The sequence below is a fragment of the Streptomyces sp. NPDC020884 genome (genome assembly GCF_044333935.1).
GTDB lineage: Bacteria > Actinomycetota > Actinomycetes > Streptomycetales > Streptomycetaceae > Streptomyces.
In genome coordinates, this window is record NZ_JBIRRY010000004.1 from 514,355 (window position 1) to 537,801 (window position 23,447).

23 protein-coding genes are annotated in these 23,447 nt (G+C 72.7%); 12 read left to right on the plus strand and 11 right to left on the minus strand.

Translation table 11 applies throughout. The features are described 5' to 3' along the window. Positions 1-363, minus strand: coding sequence for an STAS domain-containing protein (locus ACH4UK_RS16475; RefSeq protein WP_398356853.1), 363 nt, complete (start codon positions 361-363; stop codon positions 1-3). Positions 364-585: 222 nt separating this feature from the next. Then, complete coding sequence (locus ACH4UK_RS16480; protein ID WP_398356855.1) at positions 586-1,101, minus strand: MarR family winged helix-turn-helix transcriptional regulator; 516 nt, start codon at positions 1,099-1,101, stop codon at positions 586-588. Positions 1,102-1,187: 86 nt separating this feature from the next. Between ACH4UK_RS16480 and ACH4UK_RS16485 the strand changes: the two genes are divergently transcribed. Beyond that, positions 1,188-2,357, plus strand: a complete 1,170-nt coding sequence (locus ACH4UK_RS16485) for a PP2C family protein-serine/threonine phosphatase (protein WP_398356857.1) — start codon at positions 1,188-1,190, stop codon at positions 2,355-2,357. Positions 2,358-2,372: 15 nt separating this feature from the next. Here ACH4UK_RS16485 and ACH4UK_RS16490 read toward each other — a convergent pair whose 3' ends face one another. Then, complete coding sequence (locus tag ACH4UK_RS16490) at positions 2,373-2,753, minus strand: winged helix-turn-helix transcriptional regulator (protein ID WP_398356858.1); 381 nt, start codon at positions 2,751-2,753, stop codon at positions 2,373-2,375. Between the two features lie 143 nt (positions 2,754-2,896). Between ACH4UK_RS16490 and ACH4UK_RS16495 the strand changes: the two genes are divergently transcribed. Further along, the gene (locus ACH4UK_RS16495; RefSeq protein ID WP_398356860.1) at positions 2,897-3,307 is read left to right on the plus strand and encodes a RidA family protein; all 411 of its coding nucleotides are present in this window, start codon (positions 2,897-2,899) and stop codon (positions 3,305-3,307) included. A 52-nt stretch (positions 3,308-3,359) separates the two neighbouring features. On the opposite strand, the gene ACH4UK_RS16500 is transcribed toward ACH4UK_RS16495, so the two are convergent. From ACH4UK_RS16500 to ACH4UK_RS16515, 4 genes are all read right to left on the minus strand, one after another. Then, the gene (locus ACH4UK_RS16500; protein WP_398357005.1) at positions 3,360-3,815 is read right to left on the minus strand and encodes an ATP-binding protein; all 456 of its coding nucleotides are present in this window, start codon (positions 3,813-3,815) and stop codon (positions 3,360-3,362) included. A 143-nt stretch (positions 3,816-3,958) separates the two neighbouring features. Continuing rightward, positions 3,959-5,599 carry an ATP-binding protein gene (locus ACH4UK_RS16505; protein WP_398356862.1) on the minus strand — a complete coding sequence of 547 codons (1,641 nt, stop codon included), beginning with the start codon at positions 5,597-5,599 and terminating at the stop codon, positions 3,959-3,961. Further along, complete coding sequence (locus ACH4UK_RS16510) at positions 5,589-6,824, minus strand: PP2C family protein-serine/threonine phosphatase (protein WP_398357007.1); 1,236 nt, start codon at positions 6,822-6,824, stop codon at positions 5,589-5,591. The genes ACH4UK_RS16505 and ACH4UK_RS16510 overlap by 11 nt, the downstream gene beginning before the upstream one ends. 117 nt (positions 6,825-6,941) lie before the next feature. Continuing rightward, entirely contained in the window at positions 6,942-7,838 is an 897-nt protein-coding gene (locus ACH4UK_RS16515) for an RNA polymerase sigma factor SigF (RefSeq protein WP_398356864.1), read from the minus strand. A 246-nt stretch (positions 7,839-8,084) separates the two neighbouring features. On the opposite strand from ACH4UK_RS16515, the gene ACH4UK_RS16520 reads away from it, so the two are divergent. Then, positions 8,085-9,569 (plus strand): SDR family NAD(P)-dependent oxidoreductase, encoded by a 1,485-nt coding sequence (locus ACH4UK_RS16520; RefSeq protein WP_398356866.1) that lies wholly within the window; start codon positions 8,085-8,087, stop codon positions 9,567-9,569. Between the two features lie 360 nt (positions 9,570-9,929). Continuing rightward, a complete protein-coding gene (locus ACH4UK_RS16525; protein WP_398356868.1) occupies positions 9,930-10,106 on the plus strand; it encodes a hypothetical protein in 177 nt (58 codons plus the stop codon). Positions 10,107-10,121: 15 nt separating this feature from the next. Here the strand turns inward: ACH4UK_RS16525 and ACH4UK_RS16530 are convergent, their stop codons facing one another. Genes ACH4UK_RS16530 through ACH4UK_RS16540 form a run of 3 tightly spaced genes read right to left on the minus strand, consistent with a single transcriptional unit; the run spans position 10,122 to position 12,968 of the window. Continuing rightward, positions 10,122-11,576 carry a lipase maturation factor family protein gene (locus ACH4UK_RS16530; protein ID WP_398356869.1) on the minus strand — a complete coding sequence of 485 codons (1,455 nt, stop codon included), beginning with the start codon at positions 11,574-11,576 and terminating at the stop codon, positions 10,122-10,124. A 22-nt stretch (positions 11,577-11,598) separates the two neighbouring features. Next, positions 11,599-12,111: a DUF1990 family protein gene (locus ACH4UK_RS16535; protein WP_398356871.1), complete on the minus strand. Its 513-nt coding sequence runs from the start codon at positions 12,109-12,111 to the stop codon at positions 11,599-11,601. Continuing rightward, the gene (locus tag ACH4UK_RS16540; RefSeq protein ID WP_398356873.1) at positions 12,108-12,968 is read right to left on the minus strand and encodes a YndJ family protein; all 861 of its coding nucleotides are present in this window, start codon (positions 12,966-12,968) and stop codon (positions 12,108-12,110) included. The genes ACH4UK_RS16535 and ACH4UK_RS16540 overlap by 4 nt, the downstream gene beginning before the upstream one ends. Positions 12,969-13,138: 170 nt before the next feature. Between ACH4UK_RS16540 and ACH4UK_RS16545 the strand changes: the two genes are divergently transcribed. The 4 genes from ACH4UK_RS16545 to ACH4UK_RS16560 all read left to right on the plus strand — a co-directional run bounded on the left by ACH4UK_RS16545 (position 13,139) and on the right by ACH4UK_RS16560 (position 18,822). Beyond that, the gene (locus ACH4UK_RS16545; RefSeq protein WP_398356875.1) at positions 13,139-14,266 is read left to right on the plus strand and encodes a DUF6777 domain-containing protein; all 1,128 of its coding nucleotides are present in this window, start codon (positions 13,139-13,141) and stop codon (positions 14,264-14,266) included. 111 nt (positions 14,267-14,377) lie between these two features. Next, entirely contained in the window at positions 14,378-16,444 is a 2,067-nt protein-coding gene (locus tag ACH4UK_RS16550; protein WP_398356877.1) for a SpoIIE family protein phosphatase, read from the plus strand. A 113-nt stretch (positions 16,445-16,557) separates the two neighbouring features. Further along, on the plus strand, positions 16,558-17,925 hold the full coding sequence (locus ACH4UK_RS16555; protein ID WP_398356879.1) for a wax ester/triacylglycerol synthase family O-acyltransferase: 1,368 nt from the start codon (positions 16,558-16,560) through the stop codon (positions 17,923-17,925). 36 nt (positions 17,926-17,961) lie between these two features. After that, positions 17,962-18,822 carry an Fpg/Nei family DNA glycosylase gene (locus ACH4UK_RS16560; RefSeq protein WP_398356881.1) on the plus strand — a complete coding sequence of 287 codons (861 nt, stop codon included), beginning with the start codon at positions 17,962-17,964 and terminating at the stop codon, positions 18,820-18,822. Positions 18,823-18,865: 43 nt separating this feature from the next. On the opposite strand, the gene ACH4UK_RS16565 is transcribed toward ACH4UK_RS16560, so the two are convergent. Next, on the minus strand, positions 18,866-19,501 hold the full coding sequence (locus ACH4UK_RS16565) for a zf-HC2 domain-containing protein (protein ID WP_398357009.1): 636 nt from the start codon (positions 19,499-19,501) through the stop codon (positions 18,866-18,868). 71 nt (positions 19,502-19,572) lie between these two features. On the opposite strand from ACH4UK_RS16565, the gene ACH4UK_RS16570 reads away from it, so the two are divergent. Genes ACH4UK_RS16570 through ACH4UK_RS16585 form a run of 4 tightly spaced genes read left to right on the plus strand, consistent with a single transcriptional unit; the run spans position 19,573 to position 23,422 of the window. Then, the gene (locus ACH4UK_RS16570) at positions 19,573-20,325 is read left to right on the plus strand and encodes a LytR/AlgR family response regulator transcription factor (protein ID WP_398356883.1); all 753 of its coding nucleotides are present in this window, start codon (positions 19,573-19,575) and stop codon (positions 20,323-20,325) included. A gap of 48 nt (positions 20,326-20,373) precedes the next feature. Then, positions 20,374-20,736 (plus strand): hypothetical protein, encoded by a 363-nt coding sequence (locus ACH4UK_RS16575; protein ID WP_398356885.1) that lies wholly within the window; start codon positions 20,374-20,376, stop codon positions 20,734-20,736. Beyond that, positions 20,733-22,235: a cation acetate symporter gene (locus ACH4UK_RS16580; protein WP_398356887.1), complete on the plus strand. Its 1,503-nt coding sequence runs from the start codon at positions 20,733-20,735 to the stop codon at positions 22,233-22,235. Before ACH4UK_RS16575 ends, ACH4UK_RS16580 begins: the two co-directional genes overlap by 4 nt. After that, positions 22,232-23,422 carry a sensor histidine kinase gene (locus ACH4UK_RS16585; RefSeq protein ID WP_398356889.1) on the plus strand — a complete coding sequence of 397 codons (1,191 nt, stop codon included), beginning with the start codon at positions 22,232-22,234 and terminating at the stop codon, positions 23,420-23,422. The genes ACH4UK_RS16580 and ACH4UK_RS16585 overlap by 4 nt, the downstream gene beginning before the upstream one ends. Positions 23,423-23,447 lie beyond the last annotated feature (25 nt).

The following is a 23,447-nucleotide window of genomic DNA, read 5'->3' on the forward strand; positions in this document are numbered from 1 at the left end:
TCAGGAAGGCAGGATCGCGTCGATGGCGTCGTCCACGCCCGGCAGGACGGGCAGCGCGCTGTCGAGGCCGATCATGTCGATCAGCCGCCGCATGAACGGGGACGGGGCGGCCAACCGCAGCCGGTGGCCGAGCGCGGTGTGTCCCTGGAGGAGCACGTTCACTGTCGTCGAGTCCGCGAAGCCGACGCCGGAGAGGTTCACGACGACCGGGCCGGAGCCGTCGTCGGCCGCCGCGCTCAGAGCGAGGCCGAGCGGCGCGACGGTGTCGATATCGAGGTCACCCGACACGGTGAGGACCAGAGCACCCCGCTCCTGTCGGGTGGTGATTCTGACGGCTCTGTCTTCGTTGGGCGTTGAAAGCACGGAAGGCACCTCGGGCGGTCGGAAGGGGGGCGGAGAGCCGTTCTGCCGGACGGGTCGGCATGGTTCCGTCCCTGGTCGCGGCGGGGTACGGGGCAACGATAGAAGTAACAGTTGCCATTTGACAACATTCTCCATCGGGTAACAATCTGGTCCCCGACGGTTGCCCGGTGGGCTGTCGCAAGGCGGAGAGCCGATGGACGCGAAAGCAGGAGCTGGATGAGGCTAGGCGCTGTCGGCGACATCATCGCGGAGTGGAGAGCCGCCCGTGTCCCTTTGCGGGGAAAGGCGCTCCGAAGCGGCGGCGTGGAAGGCCGTGAGGCCCTCGGCGAGAGCGCCGAGAGCGGCGGGATCCATCCGCTCCAGCACGGCGTTCAGTTCGCCGGCGCGCAGCGCCCGGTACTCTTCGATGAGGGCACGGCCGCGCTGACTCAGCCGCAGTTCCACCTCTCGCCGACTGGTCGGGCTGGGCGCCCGCTGAAGGAGTCCCATCGCCTCCATCCGGTCGCAGAGCCTGCTGACGGAGGGGGCACGCGAGCCCAGGGCTTCGCCCAGCGCCCGCAGATTGGTGCCTTCCTGCCTCTCGATCACGAGCAGGGCCCGAAGCTGGGAAGGCGATACGGTTCCCGAGGCGGCGGATTCCTGGCCCCGGCCCCACAGCACTTCCAGCAGCTCCGAGGCGGCGACGGCGACGGCGGACGCCTGTTCGCGACTGCTCGGGCGAAATCCTCGGTGGGGCATTCGGCCACTGTGTCACTCGTCAGGCCCGCTTGTCAGCCCGAGCCCGGCCCCTACCACGTCGCAGGACGAAGATTGCGCGAGAGACCGTGAACAGAAGAACGGACATCGAGGCCGCCGTACGGGCCGCCGCGCCGCACGCCCTGCTGGGCACCCTGCGGGACAAGCTCTGCAGCGTCTACGGGGCCCTCGCGGTGGAGCTCCACCTCGCCGACTACGGTCTGCGGGTCCTCAAATCCCTGGACCGGCCCGACGGCGAGAGCGAGCCGCTGTCCCTCCACAACAGCCCCGAGGGCCGGGCGTTCGGCAGCCAGGAGCCCCGCGAACAGCAGGTCCGGCACGACGACGCCGTGGACCATCACCTGCCCGTGACCGTACGGGGCGAACGGCTCGGGATCCTCACCGTCCGGCTGCCCCAGGCCCTGTCGACCCCAGAGCTGGTCGGCGAGCTGACCCACGTGGCGGACCTGCTGGGCCACGAGATCCTGGTCGCCGAACGGGACACCGACCTGTACCAGCGCGCCCGGCGCACCACCCGCCTCACCCTCGCCGCCGAGATGCAGTGGCAACTGCTGCCCGCCCGCGCCTGCACCGCCGCCGAGTTCGCGATCGGGGCCCAGCTGGAGCCCGCGTACGCCATCCACGGCGACAACTTCGACTGGGCCGCCGACGCCGACGAGCTGACCCTCGCGGTCACCAACGGCATGGGCGAGGGCATACAGGCCTCCCTCCTCACCAATCTCGCCGTCAACGCCCTGCGCAACGCCCGCCGCGCCGGCATCGGCATCGCGGACCAGGCGGCCCTGGCCGATCAGGCCCTCTACGACCAGCACCGCGGGGCCTCCCACGTCTCCACCCTGCTGCTCCGCTTCGAGCTGGCGACCGGCCGGGTCGGCGTCGTCGACGCGGGATCGCCCCAGCTGTGGCTGCAACGCGGCCGCACGGTCCGCCGCGTGGAGCTGGACGCTCAGCTTCCGCTCGGCATGTTCGAGGAGTCGCAGTACACGGTCCAGGAGTTCCACGTGGAGCCCGGCGACCGGCTGCTGCTGTTCAGCGACGGCGTCTACGACGCGGTGTCCCCGCTCGGCGAGGCGTACGGCGAACGCATGCTGGCCCGCGCCATCCAGTCGACGCGGCTCCTGCCGGCCGCCACCGTCCCGCGCGCGATGCTCGGCGAACTGGGGGAGTACCGGGGCACGGAGACGCCCGACGACGCGCTGGTGCTGTGCCTGGACTGGTTCGGCCGGCAGGACGGCTAGCCGCCCCCGGGGCCCTCAGGCATCGAAGGCGCGGCGGGAGGCCTCGATGTGACCGATGTGCTCATGGGTCCAGTCGCACATCACATGGACCGTCCGGCGCAGGCCCTGCCCCGGCTCGGTGAGGGTGTACTCCACCCGCGGGGGCACGGTGGGGTGCACACACCGCTCGACGAGTCCGTAGCGCTCCAGCATCCGCAGGTTCTGGGTGAGCATCTTGTGGCTGATGCCCTCGACCGCGCCCCGCAGCTCGGTGAAGCGGAGGGTGCCCTCGCCCAGGGACTCGATGATCAGGAGGGCCCACTTGTTGGCCACGTCGGAGAAGATCTCCCGCGCCAGCGAGTCCGCGCGCCGCAGATCCGCGTCCTCGGGCGAGCCGCTGAACTGCTTGGTCACCATCAGGTTCCCCCGTCACCGAAAAGTGCGTTCTTCCATGTCAGCGTTCACTCTCCTACGGTTTCCGAGTAACCACAAGTGACCGGAAATCGGCCGGTCCGGTGGAAAGCGGGGGCCACGGCCCCCCGTACGAGGAGGCGGACAGCATGGCCATCACCCTGGTCGACCCGAGCGGACTGCCGGAGATCGGCGTCTATCGGCAGGTGTCGGTCGCGACCGGATCGAAACTGGTCTTCATCGCCGGGCAGGTCGCCTGGGACGGGACGGGAGCCACCGTCGGCGCCGGCGATCTCGCCGCGCAGGTCGAACAGTGCTACGTCAACGTCGGCACGGCCCTCGCCGCGGTCGGGGGGACCTTCGACGACCTGGCGAAGCTGACCGTGTACGTCGTGGACTGGGCGCCCGAGAAGATGCCCCTGCTCCTGGAGGGCCTTTCCCGGGCCGCCGCGAGACTGGGAACCACCGCCGCACCGCCCGCCACGCTGGTGGGCGTCGCAGCCCTGGACGTCCCCGAACACCTGGTTGAGGTCGAGGCGACCGCCGTGCTCGACGCCTGAGCGGCGACCCGGACCGCGATTCGGCGGCGCACGGTCACGGGCGCCGCCGGGCTCAGGTGCTCAGCTGGAACTCCGCCCGGATCCGCTTGCCCACCGGCACCCGCTCGGCCGTGAGCCGGTCGCACAGGGCCACGACGATCTCCATGCCGTGACCGCCGAGGCGGGTCGGGTCGGGGGCGTACAGCACGGGCATCGCGGTGCTGCTGTCGTACACCGTCACGCTGATGAGCTGCGCGTTGCCCTCCAGCTCCAGGAGGTAGGGGCCGTGGCTGTAGCGGTCGGCGTTGGTGACCAGCTCGCTCACGGCCAGCATCAGGTCGCTGCGCGTGTGTTCGCCGATCGGGGCGAGGCACTCCACCGCGAGTCTCGTCAGGAACCGGTCGGCGAGCGCACGGGCCAGCGCGATGCAGCCCGGCTCGCCGTCGAAGACCTCGGCGCTGAGCAGTACCTCGGCGACAGCCAGCCCCTGACCCGGGTCTTCGGGTGGGGAGGTGACCTGTTCGTTCATGTGCTCCAGCCAGGGCGCCGCAGTGAGGTCGCAGACCTTTTCCGCCATGCGTCTACCCCTGGCGAAGGATCCCACTCCAGGAGATCCGGACCGATCCTACGCACCTCCCGGCGGCCGCACCACGGCCACGGAGAACTCCTCGATCAGGGGGTCCCCGCAGGGCCTTCGGACCGGTCGGCGCGCAGCGCGGGAGCGAGCAGCTCCGCCGTGGTGTGCGTGGGCGCCTCGGGCGCCACGGGCAGCGTGAAGTGGATGCGGGTGCCGTCGCCCGGTTCGGGTTTCAGCCAGATCCGGCCACCGTGGAACTCGATGATCTTCCGGCAGAGCGCCAGGCCGATGCCCGTGCCCCCGTAGGCGTCACGGGCGTGCAGCCGCTGGAAGATGACGAACACCTTGTCCGCGAACTCGGGCGCGATCCCGATCCCGTTGTCCGAGACGCTCAGGTGCCAGTCCTCGCCCTCGCGTACGCAGTCCAGCGAGATCCGGCACGGGACGTCCTCCCGGCGGAACTTCACCGCGTTGCCGACGAGGTTCTGCCAGACCATGGTGAGCGCGGTCGCGTCCCCGAGCTGTTCGGGCAGCGACTCCGGCCGCTCGATCACCGCCCCCGACTCCTCGATCGCCAGGGTCAGGTTGGCCAGCGCGCGGTCCAGCGCCCGGTCCAGATCGACCGGCTTCCAGCTCTCCTGCACCCGGCCCACCCGCGAGAACGTCAGCAGGTCGTGGATGAGCACCTGCATCCGCTGCGCGCCGTCCACCGCGAAGCCGATGTACTGCCTGCCCCGCTCGTCGATCTCCTCGCCGTACCGGTGCTCCAGGAGCCGGCAGAAGGAGGCGACCTTGCGCAGCGGTTCCTGGAGGTCGTGCGAGGCGACGTACGCGAACTGCTCCAGCTCCGCGTTGGAGCGGCGCAGCTCCTGCGTCTGCTCCGCGAGCAGCGCCTCGCGGTCCTGCGCCTCGGCCAGTTCGTCGGCCAGCCGCCGCCGCATGTCCTCCACCGCCCAGGCCACGGCCTGGACGTCGGACGGCCCCTTGATCTCGATGCGCGTTCCGAAAGCCCCCGACCTGACCCGGTCGGACGCGCCGCGCAGCCGGTTCAGCGGGACGCCCACCACCCGGTGGAGCAGCAGGCTCAGCGCCACCACGGTCAGGACGAACACGGTGACCAGCGCGATCAGCACCCGGTCGCGGGTGGTGCGCGCCGAGCCGAGGTCGGCCCGCGCCTGGTCGCGCGCCTCGGCCAGATGCTCCTGCTGGGTGCCGTACGCCCGCCGCAGCTGGTCGAAGTCCGCCTTGCTGCGCTGCAACTGCGCGCCGGTGGCGGCCTCGCTCGGCCCCTGCTCCCGGACCGTCCGCATCAGCGGCTCGGCCTTGCTCCGCCGCCACTGCTGCGCGGCCGTGGCGATCGCGTCGAGATCGTCGGCGTACCGGTTGTCCGGGCCCACCAGGCTCCGGACCCGAGTGAGGCGCTCCCGCTCGGCGGCCTTCCCCGCCTCGTAGGGTTCGAGGAAGGAGTCGTCGCCGGTCAGCGCGAACCCCCTGATCCCGGTCTCCTGGTCGAGCAGGGCGTTCTGGAGCTGGAAGGACGCGGACCGGGCGGGCTGGATACGGTCCACCAGATCGGTCGTCCGGTCGGAGATCCGGGCCATCACGAGCCCGCCGATCACCAGACAGCCGCAGACCACCACGATGAACCCGCCGAGCAGCAGATGGACCCAGTTCTGCACCGACAGCCGCGCCGCGAAGCCGCCGGACACCGGTTGCCCCGTCGCGTCACCGCTCATCGGATTCCGCGCCCCAACCCAGGTGCAGGACGGCGACGTCGTCCGCGAGGCCGCCGTAGGGCGCGGCCCCCTCGGTGGCCCCCGCCACCAGCGCATCGACGAATCCACGGGCCGGCAGATGCCCGTTGGCCCGTGCCATCGCGAGCAGCCCTTCCTCACCGAGGCGGCTGTCCGGTCCGTCGCGTCCCTCGAAGAGCCCGTCCGTGAAGAGCACGAGCCCCGCACCGGGCGTCAGCGGGATGTCCACCGTCGGCCACCGGCCGGCGCCGGGCAGCAGTCCGAGGGCCATGCCCCCTTCGGGCTCCACCCAGCTGACGTCCGTGCCCTGACGCAGCAGCAGGCCGGGATGGCCCGCCCGCAGGACCTGGGCGTGCCGCTGCTCGGGAGGGAACGCCAGCGAGGTGACGGTGGCGAACACATGCGAGTCCGAGCGCTCGGCGACCAGGATCTCCTCCAGCAGGGCTATCTGCTCGGGGTGGGACGTACCGCACAGCACGGCGGTACGCCAGGCCACCCGCAGACACACGCCGAGCGCCGCCTCGGCGGCCCCGTGCCCGGAGACATCGCCGATCACCGCGTGCACCGTGCCGTCCGAGGTCTGCACGACGTCGTAGAAGTCACCGCTCAGCAGCCCGTGGACCCGCCCCGGCTCATAACGGGCGCGCGCCCGGAAGCGGTCGTCCCGCAACAGGGGGACGGGCAGCAGCCCGCGCTCCAGCCGGGCGTTCTCCTGGGCGGTCAGCCGGTTGGCGCGCAGTGCGGCCGTGGCCCGTTCCACTTCCTTGCGCTGCAGGGCGTAGCGGATCGCGCGCGCCAGCACCTCGGGGTCCAGGAGGCCCTTGACCAGGTAGTCCTGGGCGCCGCCGGCGACCGCGCCGAGCCCGGTGCCGGACTCCTCCAGACCGGTGAGGACGACGATCGCGGCCTCGCTGTCGGACTCCAGGATCTGGCGCACGGCGTCCAGGCCGTGGACGTCGGGAAGATGCAGATCGAGGAGCACGCACACCGGGGTGGTGGACGCGTGCAGGAAGGCGCGCGCCTCGGCCAGGGTCTTGCACCAGGTGAGGGCGGAGTCCAGCTCACTGTCCGCGAGCATCTCCTCGACCAGCAGCGCATCACCCGCGTCGTCCTCCACGAGCAGGATCGACGCGTTCAGGTTCCACAGCAGCGCCTCGGCGGGCTGCGACGTCCCGACCTGCTGGGAGGGGATTCCGGATATGCCCACAGGGCCCGGCGACGCGACCGGGGGCGACTCGGTCAACCCCCCCACCCCCTCGTGCGACGGCGCGGATGATCCGGCCTGATCGTCAGGAAGCATAGGCGAGCGACGGGCCCCGCAGACTCACGCCTCGACGCTCATCCCCTTGCGCAGCTGCTGGACGATCCGGCTGAGCAGCCGCGACACGTGCATCTGGGACACGCCCAGCTCCGCGCCGATCTGCGACTGCGTCATCTCCGCCCCGAACCGCATCTGCACGATCCGGCGCTCCCGGTCGTCGAGCTGGTCGAGCAGCGGAGCCAGGGTGTGCAGGTTCTCGACGGTCTCCATGGCCGGGTCCGTCTCGCCGAGGACATCGGCGTACGCCCGCTGCTCCTGGCCGGAGTCACTGTCCGCGGAGGGGGTGTCGAGCGAACCGGCCGAGTAGCCGTTGGCGGCCACGAGCCCCTCGATGATCTCCTCCTCGGGGAGGTCGAGGTGGGTGGCCAGCTCCTTGACGGTGGGGTCGCGGTCGAGCTCGGCGGAGAGCTGCTCCTTCGCCTTGGCGAGGTCCACCCGCAGCTCCTGGAGCCGCCGCGGCACATGCACCGACCAGGTGGTGTCGCGGAAGAAGCGCTTGATCTCCCCGACGATGTAGGGCACGGCGAAGGTGGCGAACTCGACCTCGCGGGACAGGTCGAACCGGTCGATCGCCTTGATCAGGCCGATCGTGCCGACCTGGATGATGTCCTCGGTGTCGTCGCCGCCGCGGTTGCGGAACCTGGACGCGGCGAAGCGCACCAGGGAGAGGTTCATCTCGATCAGGGTGTTGCGCGCGTACTGGTGGTCATGGGTGCCCTCCTCCAGGACCTGGAGCCGGTCGAAGAAGATCTTCGACAGGGCCCGTGCGTCCTGCGGGGCGATCTTCCCGGCGTCCTCGACCCAGGGCAGCTCTCCGGTGACGTCCGCTGTCCGCGCACCGGTCCGGTCGTCGCTCAGCGGCGCCGTCGTCCCGGTGGCTCGCACTGACATCGCCGTCATGAGTGTCACCCTCCCTGCTGTCCAATGTGTCGGACGGTCGCCTGCCCGGTCCCCGCGAAGTCATGCGTCCTTTCTTCCGCTTCTTTTCCCCGGCCCCTCCCGCGCCGTCTCCGCCGGGGGCCGCTCGTACGCCGCTCGAACGGAGCAGTGGCCCGCGCATGGCAAACTTGGGCGGGGTGTTTCTGCCTGCGGTGATCCACGATCCGCGGCGAGAATCCGTGGCGAGAAGATGACAGAGGAACGGCAATGACGGTGACAGAGGACAGCCCGGAGCTCGCTCCCGGAATCGAGGAGTTCGGTCCCGGTATCGACCCGGAACGGCTGGCCGTCTGCCTGGGCGTGCTCGACGAACTCGACCGGATCGAGGTCGACCACCCGGACGCCATCGCGGTCCGCCGGGCCACCGCGGGGATCTACCGCACCGTGAAGCAGCGCCGCCGCCAGGAGCGCCGCGCCGCGAAGACCGCCCACGACCGGACCGTCACCGAGGCCACGGCGACCGGCTCGGCCGAGCGCATCGACGACGAGACGCAGGGCGTGCTGCCCTCCTCCTCCGCCCAGGCCGAGATCGCGGGCATCCTCCAGCGGCCCCGCTCCTGCTACATCTGCAAGACGCGTTACGTCGAGGTCGACGCCTTCTACCACCAGCTCTGCCAGTCCTGCGCCAAGGAGAACCGCTCCCGCCGCGAGGCCCGTACCGATCTGACCGGACGCCGGGCGCTGCTCACCGGCGGCCGGGCGAAGATCGGCATGTACATCGCGCTGCGGCTGCTGCGCGACGGCGCGCACACCACCATCACCACCCGCTTCCCCAGCGACGCGATCCGCCGCTTCAAGGCGATGGAGGACAGCGACGAGTGGATCCACCGGCTGAAGATCGTCGGCATCGACCTCCGCGACCCGGCCCAGGTCGTCGCGCTGGCCGACTCGGTCGCGGCCGAGGGCCCGCTCGACATCCTCATCAACAACGCCGCCCAGACCGTGCGCCGCTCCCCGGGGGCCTACAGCGAGCTGGTCAACGCCGAGTCGGCCCCGCTGCCGGCCGGTGAGCTGCCCGCCGCCGAGGTCATCGGCACCTTCGGCAGCGGCACGGTCGACCGGGTGGCCGCGCTGCCCGCCGCCCGCAAGGAGGGCCTGAGCGCCCAGGACGTCACGGACCTCGCCCTGGTCACCGGCTCGGCCTCGCCGGCCCGGATCGCCGCGGGCACCGCGATCGACGCGGGCGGCCTCGTCCCGGACCTGCACGACAGCAACAGCTGGATCCAGACGGTCGAGGAGGTCGAGCCGATCGAGCTTCTCGAGGTCCAGCTCTGCAACTCCACCGCGCCGTTCATCCTGATCAGCCGGCTGCGCCCGGCGATGGCGGCGACCGCCGCCAAGCACGCGTACGTCGTCAACGTCTCGGCGATGGAGGGCGTCTTCAGCCGCGGCTACAAGGGTGCGGGCCACCCGCACACCAACATGGCCAAGGCCGCGCTCAACATGCTGACGCGCACCAGCGCCCAGGAGATGTTCGAGAAGGACGGCATCCTGATGACGGCCGTGGACACCGGCTGGATCACCGACGAGCGTCCGCACCCGGACAAGATGCGCCTCGCCGAGGAGGGCTTCCACGCCCCCCTCGACCTGGTCGACGGCGCGGCCCGGGTCTACGACCCGATCGTGCGCGGTGAGGGCGGCGAGGCCCTCTACGGCTGCTTCCTCAAGGACTACGCCCCCGCGAACTGGTAACCCGAACGGCCCAAGCGGCCCCCCGGCCCCGGCGCGGCCACCGAAAACCCGGCCCAGGATGGTTCCTGGACCGGGTTTTTCGCTGTACCCGGTGGCCGAAAGTGACCTACCGCACACATTCTATCGAGCGCGGTGGTGCTCATTTGGTTAGGCTGAGGCGAACGGACGTCATCGAGGGGCCCACGAAGGTTCTCCGACCGTCCTGGGACACGGTCGTTAACCCGGCCGCTGTTCCGCCCCGAACCGGCGCCACCGCGACCGACATATCACCATCCCTGCCCCGCACAGGGCGGTCGCGCTCCGGCATCGGTGCCGGAGCGTCGGCGACGCCCTGGGTGACGCGACACAGAGGAGTGCGCGGTGACGACACCGGAACTGACCGAACGCGAAATGCGCCCCGCCGAACGGAGCGCGGGGCGGCCCGGCCGCCCCGAGAAGCTGCGGAACATCGAGGTCTGGGCCAGGTCCGCCCCGATCCGGCTCGCCGGATACGAGGACGACCTCGCCGAGCCGCACATCCTGCCCGGCATCGACTGACCGCCCCAGGATCGGCTAGCGCGTCCCGCGGCCCGTCCCCCCGCCCTCCCGCTCCGGCGGCAGCGGCCGGGAGACGGGCCGCAGGAATTCCCGGACATAGGTGCGGCGCCACCAGCATCCGGTGGCGCGCAGCTCCCGGAACCCGGTGAAGCGGTAGCGGAACACCCGGGCGCGGACGTGCCGGGGCGGTCCGTCGGGGAAGGGGTTGTGACCGAGCAGCCGGAGCGTGTCCCGGTCGCCGGCCAGCAGCCGCTCGGTGAACGGCCCGAACCAGGAACGCGCGTACGCGGGGGAGAGCGCGGCGAACCACATCATCCAGTCGAGCCGCAGATGGTACGGGGCGAACAGGCGCGGCAGCCGGCGCGGATCGCCCGGCTTGCCGCGGAAGCCGTACTCCCGCCACTCGGCGCCCTCGTGTGCCACCGGGTCGGCGCTGCCCTCCACCACGACCTCCAGCCGTATCCGGCTGATGGAGCCGAACGCTCCATAGGTGTTGACCAGGTGCAGGGGGTCGTAGGACCGGTTCATCGCCTGCCGTCGCGCGAGCAGATTGCGTGCCGGGCGGTAGCTGAGCACCAGCACCAGGGCGGTCACCGCGATGACCACCGCCTCGTACCAGAGGGGCGGCGCGACCTGGGCGGGCGGCGGCCCGGCCAGGGGGGTCCAGTCGATCGCGGAGAGCGCCAGCGCGATGGTCAGCCAGTTCAGCCAGGCGAAATTCCCCGACAGGACGAGCCAGAGCTGGGTCAGGACCATCAGGCCGGCGGCCGCGCTCGCCACCGGCTGCGGGGTGAACAGCAGGAAGGGGACCAGCAGTTGGGTGACGTGGTTGGCGGCGGTCTCCACCCGGTGCACGGGCCTGGGCAGATGGTGGAAGAACCAGCTCAGCGGCCCCGGCATCGGCTGCGTCTCGTGGTGGAAGTCCAGGCACGTGAGCTTTCGCCAGCACGCGTCCCCGCGCATCTTGATCAGCCCCGCGCCGAACTCCACCCGGAACAGCAGCCACCGCAGCAGCCACAGCACCAGCGCCGGCGCGGCGGTGTCCCCGGTGCCGAGGAAGACCGCCAGGAACCCCGTCTCCAGCAGCAGGGACTCCCAGCCGAATCCGTACCAGACCTGTCCCACCTGGACGATCGACAGATACAGCACCCACGGCAGCCCCCAGAGCAGCATGCCGCCCCACAGCGGCAGCAGAGCGTCGAGCCCGGCGGCCAGGGCGACGGACACGGCGCAGCCGCTCCAGGCGACGGTGGCGAAGAACCGGTCCGAGTAGTGCAGCCGGAACAGCCCCGGAGCGGCCCGCCAAGGCGTGCGCCGCAGCAGCGCGGGGACGGGCAGCATGCCGCGCTCGCCGATGAGCGCCCGGAACTGGAGCGCGGCGGAGAGGAAGGCGACCAGATAGACCACGGCCAGAGCCCGTTGGAAGATCAGCCGGCTCAGCCAGTAGCCGTCCGCGGTGAACCATTCCATCCCTGCCAGTATCGGCCAGGAGTCAGCTCGCGGCGATGATCCGGCGCAGCGTGCGGCCGAGCTTGCGGGCGTACCAGTGCTGTACGGGCGGCACCAGCGGCCCGGCGAGCCGGGTGTACCAGGAGGCGGGGCGCGAGAACGCCATCACCGTGAACCACACGGTGCCGTCGTCCGCGAGGTCCACCACGAAGCACTCCTCGCCGCGCTCCGGATGTCCGGCCAGGGTGCCGTAGGCGAAGCCGGTGCGGTTGTCCTCCCCGTACGCCGTCCAGATCACCTCGCAGGGGGCCGTGAAGCGCAGCGGCCCCAGCCCCAGGGAGACCGAGACGTTGCCGCCGGGCTCCGCGCGCCGTGCCGGGGCCTCCACCCGGGCGCCCGAGGCGCGGTGCATCCGCCACTCGGTGATCGCCGCGCCGGCGGCGGCGAAGTCCGCCTCGCCCCGGCCGATCCGGGTGCGGTGGTGGAGGTGGTGGTAGCCCCGGGGGAGCGGGCCGAGCCGGGTGGCGCCGACCTCCGGGTAGGTGAGGGTGCTCATGCGGTCCTGCCTTCGGTGTCGGTGGGGCCTGCGGTACGGATGAGGTCGGGGGTGCGGAGGCGCCGCCAGGCCAGCAGCGAGCAGAGCGCGAAGCCCAGGGCGTTGCCGAGGCCATGGGTGGCGGCCATCCAGGTCAGGGTGGGGTGGGGCAGTCCGGTCGCCTCGCCGAGCGCCCAGCTCAGGGCGAGCAGCATCGTCGCCACCAGGACGGCGGCGGAGACGAGCAGCAGGAGCCGGGTCGTCCGGTCCCGGCCGTCGGCGTGCCCCAGACGCCAGGTGAGCAGGCCGACCGTCCACATGCCGGCGGTGAGGACGACGGCCCCGACCAGTTCGGCCCAGTCGCCGACGAAGTAGCCGGCGAGCACGAGGAGGGTGCCGAGCGGCACGCTCAGTGCGGCGAAGCGGCCTGCGGGGCCGTCCGAGACCCGGCAGACCAGGCCGGCGATCAGGGCGGCGGCGAATCCGGCGAAGTGGAAGTGCGGCACGGTCAGCGCGAGGATGCCGAGGTCGAAGCCGAACAGCTCGTGGCCCGAGCGTTCGGCGACCAGGGCGGTCGCGGCGACGGCCGGGGTGACCAGCGCGGTGAGCAGCGCGATCCCGGCGGGGTCGAGGTCCCGGCCGCGGATCGCCCGGCGCGGCGCGTGCAGGGCGAGCAGGACGGTGCCCAGGGCGTAGCAGCAGGCGAGCGCCGTGGCCGTGGCGCCGCGCGGCAGCCAGAGGGCCACCGCGCCCGGTACGGCGAAGAGGGGCCAGAGCCGGCGGATCCGGTCCAGCCCCTCCTGCTCGGCCAGCCGCAGACCCGCCGGCACGATGACGAGCATGCCCAGCATCACGATGGTGTTGACCAGTGCGGACACGACTCCCCCCTCCTCTTTGAACGTGTTCAAGTCCTCAGGAGGAGAGTAGATGGTGTCTTGAACGCGTTCAAGACCGGGGTGGCGGCCGGACGTCCGCTTGCGGGTCCGCGCCCGGTGCGGCACAGATGGTGACACCCACTCCGTTCCACCGGGACAGGCAGGAGAGCTCTGTGCGCTCACCCAGACGTATCCGGCGTACCGCGCTCGCCGCGCTGGCCGCCGGGGTGCTGCTCGCCGTCGCGGGCTGCGGCGACGGCGGCGACCGGACGGCGAAGGGCACCACGGGCACCGCGGAGGCCAAGGACGTCCTCCTCCAGGCGCTCGCGTCCCCCGGTCCCGGACCGTTCACCGCCTCCACGGCTCGGGCGGCGGCTTCCCCGTCCCCGACCGGCGCACCGGACGCCGAACCGACCTCCGCCACCCGGACGGTCCATCGGGTCTCCGGCGTCGTCCCCGGGCTCTACGGCGGCACCCGGTCCGTCGCCGCCTGCGACGTGGAGCAGCAGGCCCGCCTGCTGGGCGACGACGAGGACAAGGCGCGCGCCTTCGCGGACGCGGCCGGCGTCGAGGCCGTGCAGATCCCGGGGTACCTGAAGTCCCTCACCCCGGTCGTCCTGCGCGCCGACGCCCAGGTCACCAACCACGGCTACAGCGCCGGCTCGGCCACCGCCTTCCAGGCGGTGCTCCAGGCGGGCACCGCCGTCCTGGTCGACAGCCGGGGCATGCCCCGCGTCCGCTGCGCCTGCGGCAACCCGCTGGGCCCGCCGGTGGTCGCGGACGGGCAGGTGGCCCACCGCGGTGAGCGCTGGCCCGGCTACGACCCCGCGCGCATCGTGGCCGTCGAGCCCGGCGTCAAGGCGGCCACCAGCCTGATCATCGTGAACGCCGACGACAACACCTGGGTCGAACGGGCCATGGGCGACAGCGGCGGCCGCGACCGCGCCCCGGACGACCCGCCGCCCTTCGAACCCGACGCCGACCTGCTCTTCCCGTCGCCGGGCCGCCCCTCCGAGTCCGCACCCCCGGACTCTCCGCCGTCCGACCCGGCCCCCTCCGCCCCCGCCGAGCCGGACGGGCCGACGGACCCCGGGCCCGGGGAGTCGTCCGACGACTTCGGTGACCCGCCGCCCGAGGAGCCCTGGGAGTACGAGGAGGAGGGTGACCCGGATGTGGCGCCCGAGCCGACCCAGGTCCTCCCCGCCGAGCCGGACGAGCCTGCCGGACCCGACGGACCCGACGGGCCGGACGGGCCGGACGAGCCCATGGAGGCGGGCGTCGGCGACGTTTTCGCCGGCTGACCCGCCCGTGCGCCGGAGGTCCGCGCCTCATCGGCGGAACCCGCGCGGCACCGCCCCGGACGCCGTGTGAATCAGTCGAAGAATCAGACAAATGGTGGCAGAGTGGCCCGTATGGATGATCGGGTAGCGGGTGCCCTGTCACTCCCCGACGACTGGCCCGCCCACCCGGACCTCAGCCTCGCCCTGAACCGTATGGGCAGCTTCGACTGGGATCTGGACACCGGCCTCATGCACATGGACCAGCCCGCCCTCGCGGTGTTCGACCTGACCGTCGACGAGTACGACGGGCGGCCCGCATCGCTGGCGCCGCGCGTGCCGACGGACGAGGCCCAGCGCCTGGACGGGATGGTCTCGCACGCCCTCAAGAGCGGCCGCACCAACTACGGCGCGTACTTCCGCGTCCAGCGGCGCGACGGCTCCCTGCGCTGGACCCACACCCAGGGCTTCGTCCGCCGCGACCGGACCGGCCGCCCGCGCCGCATCATCGGGATCGTCCGCGACGCCACCCAGGAACTGGCCGACTCCACCGCCCGGCGCGAGCTGGACGAGGAGCGCCGCCGGCGCACCAGCCTGGTCGAGGGCACCACCGCCGCGCTGGCCCACGCCCGTACCGTCAAGGACGTCATCGCCGTCCTCAAGAACTCCCAGGGGCTCGCCCACCTCGGAGCCACCAGCCTGGTCATGGGCCTGCTGGAGTCCGGCCGCATCCACCTCGTGGCCGACGGCCCCGAGGGCGCGTACGTCCCCGGCACCCGCTACACCCGGGTGGACGAGCAGTACCCGATGAGCGAGGTGGTCCGCACGCTGACCCCGCGCTTCATCGAGTCCGCCGACGACTTCGCCGTCTCCTACCCGATCCTGTGGCCCGACATCAGCCACCTCGGGATCACCGCGGCCGCCTACCTGCCGCTGATCGCCCAGGCCCGCCCGATCGGCGCACTGGGCCTCCTCTACCGGGACAAGGCGGGCTTCACCGCCGACGAGCGCAACCTGCTGATGGCGCTCGGCACCTCGATCGCCCAGAGCCTCCAGCGCGCGATGCTCTACGAACAGGAACACGACCTCGCCGAGGGGCTCCAGCAGGCGATGCTGCCGCGCCGGATCCCCGCCGTGCCGGGCGCGCAGGTCGCCGTCCGCTACCGCTCGGCCCGCCTCGGCCGGGACATCGGAGGCGACTGGTACGACCTGATCCCGCTGCCCGGCGGCCGGGTCGGCGCGGTCATCGGGGACGTCCAGGGACACGACACCCACGCCGCCGCCGTCATGGGGCAGCTCAGGATCGTCCTGCGCGCGTACGCAGCCGAGGGGCACAGCCCCGCCACGGTCATGGCGCGCGCCTCCGTCTTCCTCCACGAGCTGGACACCGACCGCTTCGCCACCTGCACCTACGCCGAGGTCGACCTCACCACCGGCGTCGTCCAGGTGGTCCGCGCCGGGCACGTCGACCCGCTGGTACGGGACGTGGACGGGAGCTGCCGCAGGATGTCGGCCGAGGGCGGCCTGCCGCTGGGCCTCTCGGCGGAGTTCGGCCGCCTGGAGTACCCGGTCGGCACGGCCGAGCTGGACCCCGGCCAGACGATGATCCTGTTCACCGACGGCCTCGTCGAGCTGCCGGGCGCCGACCTCGACGAAGGCATGCAGCTGCTCACCACGCTCGTCACCAACGGACCCCAGGACCTGCAGAAACTGGCCGACCAGCTCTGCGACGCCGTCGACGGGCGCGGCGGCCAGGACGACGTCGCGGTCCTGCTGCTGCGCCGCCGGGCCGCGCACGCCCCGCAGCCGGGCGGCCGGCTCCAGCAGCACGTCGCCCAGAACGACCCCGAGGCGCTGAGCTCGTCCCGGCACATGATCCGGGCGGCCGTCCGGGCCTGGGGGGCGAAGGACCGGGCCGACGAGATCGAGCTCGCCGCCGACGAGCTGATCACCAACGCGCTCATGCACACCGACGGCGGCGCCGTCGTGACGATCCGGGTGCTCGCCGGATCCGAGCGACGCCTGCGCGTCGACGTCGAGGACCGCTCCAGCGCACTGCCCCGCCGCCGGGACGCCGGGGAGTCCGGGGTGTCCGGGCGCGGCCTCATGCTGGTCGACCGGCTGGCCGACGTCTGGGGCGTGGAGTCCCGGGGCAGCGGCAAATGCGTGTGGTGCGAGTTCCTCATCCCGGCGCGCACGTGACCGCACATGACCGTACGTGACATGTCTGTGCTTGACCGTGACCGGTCGCGGGGATTGACTGCGGGGGACCGGCCGCCCCCGGCCCCGCCGCCTTCGACGACATGAGGTCCCCGTTGGGTACCGAGCTTCTCGCCCCGCTCGATCTGGCTTTCTGGCACCTCGAATCGGACGCCCACCCGATGCACCTGGGCGCGCTCGCCGTCTTCGCCCCGTCTCCCGGCGTCGGCCCCGCCCGGATCCTCGAGCTGCTCGGGACCCGCGCCGCCGCGATCCCCCGGCTGCGCATGTGCGTGCGGGACGTCCTGCTGCCGGTCGGCGGGAAGGCCTGGACGGTGGACAAGGACTTCGACGTGCACCGGCACGTCGAACGCGTCGTCGTGGCCGACGGCGACTTCATGACGGAGGCCACCCGGCTGGCCGGCGAACTGATGGAGCGGCCGCTCGGACGCGGACGGCCGCCCTGGCGGATGTACCTCATCGGCGGCGCGGTCGGCGGGCCCTTCGCCGTCCTGGTCAAGCTGCATCACGCCCTGGCCGACGGCATGCGGGCGGTCGCCATCGGGGCCGGGATCTTCGACGAGATCGCCGCCGTCACCAGCGCCCGCGCCGCTGTCCGGGGCCGCCCCGCCGTCCCGCCCCGCTCCTGGCTGCCCGACCCCCGTGAGATGGCGGGCATGGCGCTCGGACGGATCGGCGAGGTCGGCCGGGCGCTCGGGGTGGGAGCCTCCGTCGTCCGCGCCGGCCGCCTCGACCTGCGCTCCACGACCGCCTTCGCCGCACCCTCCAGCGGCACCAGACGGCTGGCCACCGCCGACCTCGACGCCGGGGACCTCCAGCGGATCCGGCGGGCCGAGGGCGGCACCGCCAACGACATCCTCCTCGCCGTGGTCGCCGGGGCGCTGCGCCGCTGGATGGCCGAGCGCGGCGAGCCGCTGACCGCCGCCGACCCGCGCGCCCTGGTCCCCGTCTCCCGGCGCCGGCCCCGTGGGCCCTCGGCCACCGGCAACCGTCTCTCCGCCTATCTGCTCGGCCTGCCGGTCACCACGGCCGACCCGCGCGAGCGGCTCCGGGCGGTCCGGACGGCGATGGACCGCAACAAGGCGGCCGGCCCCCTGAAGGGCGCCGGGGCCGTCGCCGTACTCGCCGACCAACTGCCGCCGCTGGCACACCGGTTCGGCGCACCACTGGCGGCGAACGCCGCCCGCATGCTGTTCGACGTACTGGTCACCAGCGTGCCGCTGCCCCGCTCCGCGCTCTCGCTCGGCGGCTGCCCGCTGACCGCCCTCTACCCCATGGCGCCGCTCGCCCGGGGCCAGTCCCTGGCCGTCGCCCTGTCCACCTACGGCGGGCGGGTGCACGTGGGTCTGGTGGCCGACGGCAAGGCACTGCCCGACCTCGACCGGCTCGCCGCGGCGGTCCGGGAGGAGTTCGCGGAGGTGTACGCGGTCATCACCGGCACGGACCGCGCGCCGGTGTCCTGACAGGCAGCCGCCCACCGGCTGCGGCAGTCTTGAGCCATGCCCGAACTGCCCGAAGTCGAAGCCCTGCGGGTCTTCCTCGACGACCACCTGGTCGGCAGGGAGATCGCCCGGGTCCTCCCGCTGGCGATCAGCGTCCTGAAGACGTACGACCCGCCGCTCACCGCCCTGGAGGGCCAGGCCGTCGCCTCGGTCGCCCGGCACGGCAAGTTCCTCGACATCGAGGCGGGCGGACTCCACCTGTGCACCCATCTCGCACGGGCCGGCTGGCTCCACTGGAAGGACTCCTTCCCCGCCGCCCCGCCCCGCCCCGGCAAGGGGCCCCTCGCCCTGCGCCTGGTGACCGCGGACGGCGACGGCTTCGACCTGACCGAGATGGGCACCAGGAAGCGCCTCTCGGTCCACCTCGTCCACGACCCGATGGACGTCCCCGGCATCGCCCGCCTGGGCCCCGACCCGCTCGCCGACGCCTTCGACCGCGACGCCTTCGCCGCGCTGCTCGCCGGTGAGCGCCGCCAGATCAAGGGCGCGCTGCGCGACCAGTCGCTCATAGCGGGCATCGGCAACGCCTACAGTGACGAGATCCTGCACGTCGCGAAGATGTCCCCGTTCAAACGGACCGCCGACCTCGGCGAGGACGACGTCACCCGCCTGCACACCGCGCTGCGCACCACGCTGAAGGACGCCGTGGCCCGCTCCAGCGGGGTGGCGGCCGGGAAGCTGAAGGCCGAGAAGAAGAGCGGGATGCGCGTCCACGGGCGTACCGGAGAGCCCTGCCCGGTCTGTGGGGACACCGTCCTGGAGGTCTCCTTCAGCGACTCCTCGCTCCAGTACTGCCCGACCTGCCAGACCGGCGGCAGACCGCTGGCCGACCGGAGGCTCTCGAAGTTCCTGAAGTGACCAGGGGACCGGCGTCCCCGAAGCGGACCCCGGGACCGGCTGCTCACCGCGTCACCGTCACCAGCCGCCGCCCGTCCGCCGTCCGCACCTCGAAGTGGTCGATCCCCTCCGGCCGCAGCGCCGCCCCGCCCGACACCTCCACCGGACCGCGCCCCGCGCCCCCGGCCGACCAGCTGCCCACCGTCTCCTCACTGCCGTCCCGGCCCACCGCGATCAGCGCGCACACCCCCTCCACGGGAACCCGCGCCACCTCCAGCGCCACCGCCGTCCCCCACTCGTGCCCCGCCGCCGTCACCACCGCGGCGACCCCCGACGCCCCGTCCGTCCCCGACCACCTCTGCACACCCGCCCCGTCGACCGGCCCACCGGCGAATCCGGCCACCAGCGCGGGACCGCCCACCGCCAGCACGACCGCGGCCGCCACCAGCGCAAGCCGCCGCCGCCCCGCCCTGCGCCGCCCCGATGCCACCGCGCCCGCCAGGCGTTCGGCGAGACCGGGCCCCGGCTCCACCGGCGGCCCCGCCACCGCCAGACCGGCCCGTATCCCGGCGAACTCCCGGGCCCGCACACGGCACCCGGGACAGTCCGCCAGATGCTCCTCGAACCGGAAGGCATCGGTACTCCCGAGCACACCCAGGGCATAGGCCCCCACCCGGATGTGGGGTTCGGTCGTCTGCATGTACTGCGGTACGGGAACAAGCCACGCATCACTCAAGCCATCGGCCTCCACACGCCCTAAACTCCGGCCTCATGCTGCGCGTACTCGCCGTCGACGACGAACAACCCGCCCTGGAGGAACTCCTCTACCTCCTGCGCGCCGACCCCCGTGTCCGCAGCGCCGAGGGCGCCACGGGGGCGACCGAGGCACTGCGCCGCATCGGCGGCGCGGTGGACGCGGGCCCCGACGACCCGTCCGCGATCGACGTGGTCTTCCTCGACATCCACATGGCCGGCCTCACCGGCCTCGACGTCGCCCAGCTCCTCGCCGGATTCGCCGCACCCCCGCTCATCGTCTTCGTCACCGCGCACGAGGGCTTCGCCGTCCACGCCTTCGACCTCAAGGCCGTCGACTACGTCCTCAAACCGGTCCGCCGCGAACGCCTGGCCGAAGCCGTCCGCCGGGTCGCCGAACAGGTGGGGGACCGGTCCGCACCCGTCCACGACAGCGCGGGCGACCAGATCCCGGTCGAGCTCGGCGGCGTCATCCGCTTCATCCCCATCGACGAGATCGCGTACGCCGAGGCACAGGGCGACTACGCGCGACTGCACACCTCCACCGGCAGCCACCTCGTCCGCATCCCGCTCACCACCCTCGAGGAGCGCTGGCGCTCCCGCGGCTTCGTCCGGATCCACCGCCGCCACCTCGTGGCGCTGGGCCGGATCGACGAACTGCGCCTGGACGCGGGCAGCATGAGCGTGCGCATCGGAGAGGCCGAGCTCGCCGTCAGCCGCCGCCACACCCGCGCCCTGCGCGACCTCCTGATGCGCCAGGGCGGCCGCTGACCTGGGGCCCTTCCCAGCACGGCCCGCCGACGCCTACACTCCGGGCGCATGTCCGCAGAGCCATCGCCCCGGCGCGAAGTGGTCACGGGGGAGCCGCGGCGGGTGCGCCCGCTGCCCCGTTATCGCACCCAGTCGGAGATCGACGAGCAGACCGCCCTCGGCGGCGCCTATGTGCGCTCGCTGATGCGCGGCCAACTGCGCGCCGGGCTCACCGTCTTCGGCGTCCTCGCGCTCGTCGCGGGCACCCTGCCGATCCTCTTCGCCGCGCTGAACAGCTCCGCCCTGGTCTGGGCGGTGCTCGGCTTCGCCACCTACCCGCCGCTCACCCTGGCCGCCTGGTGGTACGTCCGCAGGGCCGAACGCAACGAACGCGACTTCGCCCGGCTGGTGGAGGGCCGCCCCACCCCGTGAGCACCCCCGACCACATGGCGTCCTGGGTGGCGGTCGCGCTCGTCGTCCTCGCCACCGTCCTCGTCGGCGGCTTCGGCCTGCGCATCTCGCGTACGACCTCCGACTTCTACGTCGCCTCCCGCACCGTGCGGCCCCGCCTCAACGCCGCCGCGATCAGCGGTGAATACCTCTCGGCGGCCTCCTTCCTCGGTGTCGCCGGGCTCGTCCTCGTCCACGGCCCCGACATGCTCTGGTACCCGGTCGGCTACACCGCCGGATACCTGGTGCTCCTGGTCTTCGTCGCCGCACCGCTGCGCCGTTCGGGGGCGTACACCCTGCCGGACTTCGCCGAGGGCCGGCTCGAATCGCGCCAGGTCCGCCGGCTGGTCAGCGCGCTCGTGGTGGGGGCCGGCTGGCTCTACCTCGTACCGCAGCTCCAGGGCGCCGGACTCACCCTCAAGATCCTCACCGGCGCGCCGGGCTGGCTGGGCGACGTGCTCGTCGCCACCGTCGTGACCGCGGCCGTCGCCGCGGGCGGCATGCGCTCCATCACCTTCGTCCAGGTCTTCCAGTACTGGCTGAAGCTCACCGCCCTCCTGGTCCCCGCCCTCTTCCTGGTGCTCGCCTGGCAGGGCGACGGCCGGCCCCGGGTCAGCTTCGACGACCAGCTCGCCGTCTTCCGCGCCGACCACCCGCTGTACGCCACCTACGGGCTGATCGTGGCGACCTTCCTCGGCACCATGGGCCTGCCCCATGTCGTCGTCCGCTTCTACACCAGCCCCAACGGCCGCGACGCCCGCCGCACCACCGTCGCCGTCCTCGCCCTGGTCGGCCTCTTCTACCTGCTGCCGCCGATCTACGGGGCGCTCGGCCGGCTCTACACCCCCGAACTGCGGTACGGGGGAGACGCGGACGCCGCCGTCCTGCTGCTGCCCGCCCGGGTCATCGGCGGCCTAGGCGGCGACCTCCTCGGGGCGCTGATCGCCGGCGGGGCCTTCGCCGCGTTCCTGTCCACCGCGTCCGGGCTCACCATGGCCGTCGCCGGCGTCATCACCCAGGACGTCCTGCCCTCGCGCGGAGTACGCCACTTCCGGCTCGCCACCGTCCTCGCCATCGCCGTACCGCTGGCCGGGTCCCTGCTGGTGAGCCGGGTGCCGGTCGCCGACGCGGTCGGCATGGCCTTCGCCGTCTCCGCCTCCTCCTTCTGCCCGCTGCTCATCCTCGGCATCTGGTGGCGGCGGCTCACCCCGCCCGGGGCCGTCGCGGGCCTCCTGCTGGGCGGCGGCTCCGCGCTGGTCGCGGTGGCCATCACGGTCAGCGGGGCCGTGCGCCCGCCGGGCTGGCCGCACGCCCTGCTCGCCTGGCCCGCCGTCTGGTCCGTCCCCGTGGGGTTCCTCGCGATGATCCTCGTCTCGCTCGCCACACCGGGGCGGATACCCCCGGGCACCAACGCCGCCATGAGCCGCTTCCACCTCCCCGAAACGCTGACGTCGGCGCGCGGCGCGGGGAGGGAACGATGACCGGGGCCGGGATCGCCGTCCTCGTCGTGATGATCGCGCTGCTGCTCGGCACCGGCTTCTGGCTGGGCCGCCGCACTGCCCGCCCGCTGCGCCCCAGCGACGTCGGCACCCCCGTCGAGCACGCCACCTTCGAGACCCTGCACACCGCGTCGCTGGCCGCCCCGCCGCTGCGGGCCGGCCTCACCGAGGAGAGCGCCCGGCGCGCCGCCCGCCGGCTGCGCTCCCTGCTCGGCACCGACGCCCTCTGCCTCACCGACCGGGACCGGGTGCTGGCCTGGGACGGCGCCGGGCAGCACCACGGCAAGAACGTGATGGAGCACCTGAAGGTGCTGCTCGACAACGGCCGCGGCACCGCCTTCGACAGCGGCTGCGCCGACCTCGACTGCCCGCTGCGCTGGGCCGTCGCCGTTCCGCTCACCGTCGAGAACCGGGTCCTGGGCGCGCTCGTCGCCTACGCCCCGCGCGAATCCGCGGTGCTGGCCCGTGCCGCGGGGGAGGTGGCGCGCTGGGTCTGCGTCCAGTTGGAACTGGCCGAGCTCGACCGCTCCCGCACCCAGCTCATCGAGGCCGAGATCAAGGCCCTGCGGGCGCAGATCTCCCCGCACTTCATCTTCAACTCGCTCGCCGCCATCGCCTCGTTCGTCCGGACCGATCCCGAGCAGGCCCGCGAACTGCTCCTGGAATTCGCCGACTTCACCCGCTACTCGTTCCGCCGGCACGGGGAGTTCACCACCCTGGCGGACGAACTGCACTCCATCGACCAGTATCTGGCCCTGGTGCGCGCCCGCTTCGGTGAACGCCTCGCCGTGACCCTGCAGGTCGCCCCGGAGGTGCTGCCGGTCGCGCTGCCGTTCCTGTGCCTCCAGCCGCTCGTGGAGAACGCCGTCAAGCACGGCCTCGAAGGGGCGGCCACCCGCAGCCGCATCACCATCAGCGCCCTGGACGCCGGCTCGGAGGCCGAGGTGGTCATCGAGGACGACGGGACCGGTATGGACCCCGAACGACTGCGGCAGATCCTGCGCGGCGAAGGCGGCCCGTCCACCGGCATCGGCCTGCTCAACGTGGACGAGCGGCTGCGCCAGGTCTACGGCGACGACTACGGCCTCGTGATCGAGACCGGTGTCGGGGCGGGCATGAGGATCACGGTCCGGCTGCCCAAGTACCGCGCCGGGGTGCACGGTTCCTGAGCCCCGGCCTTCGGTGCGGGTCAAG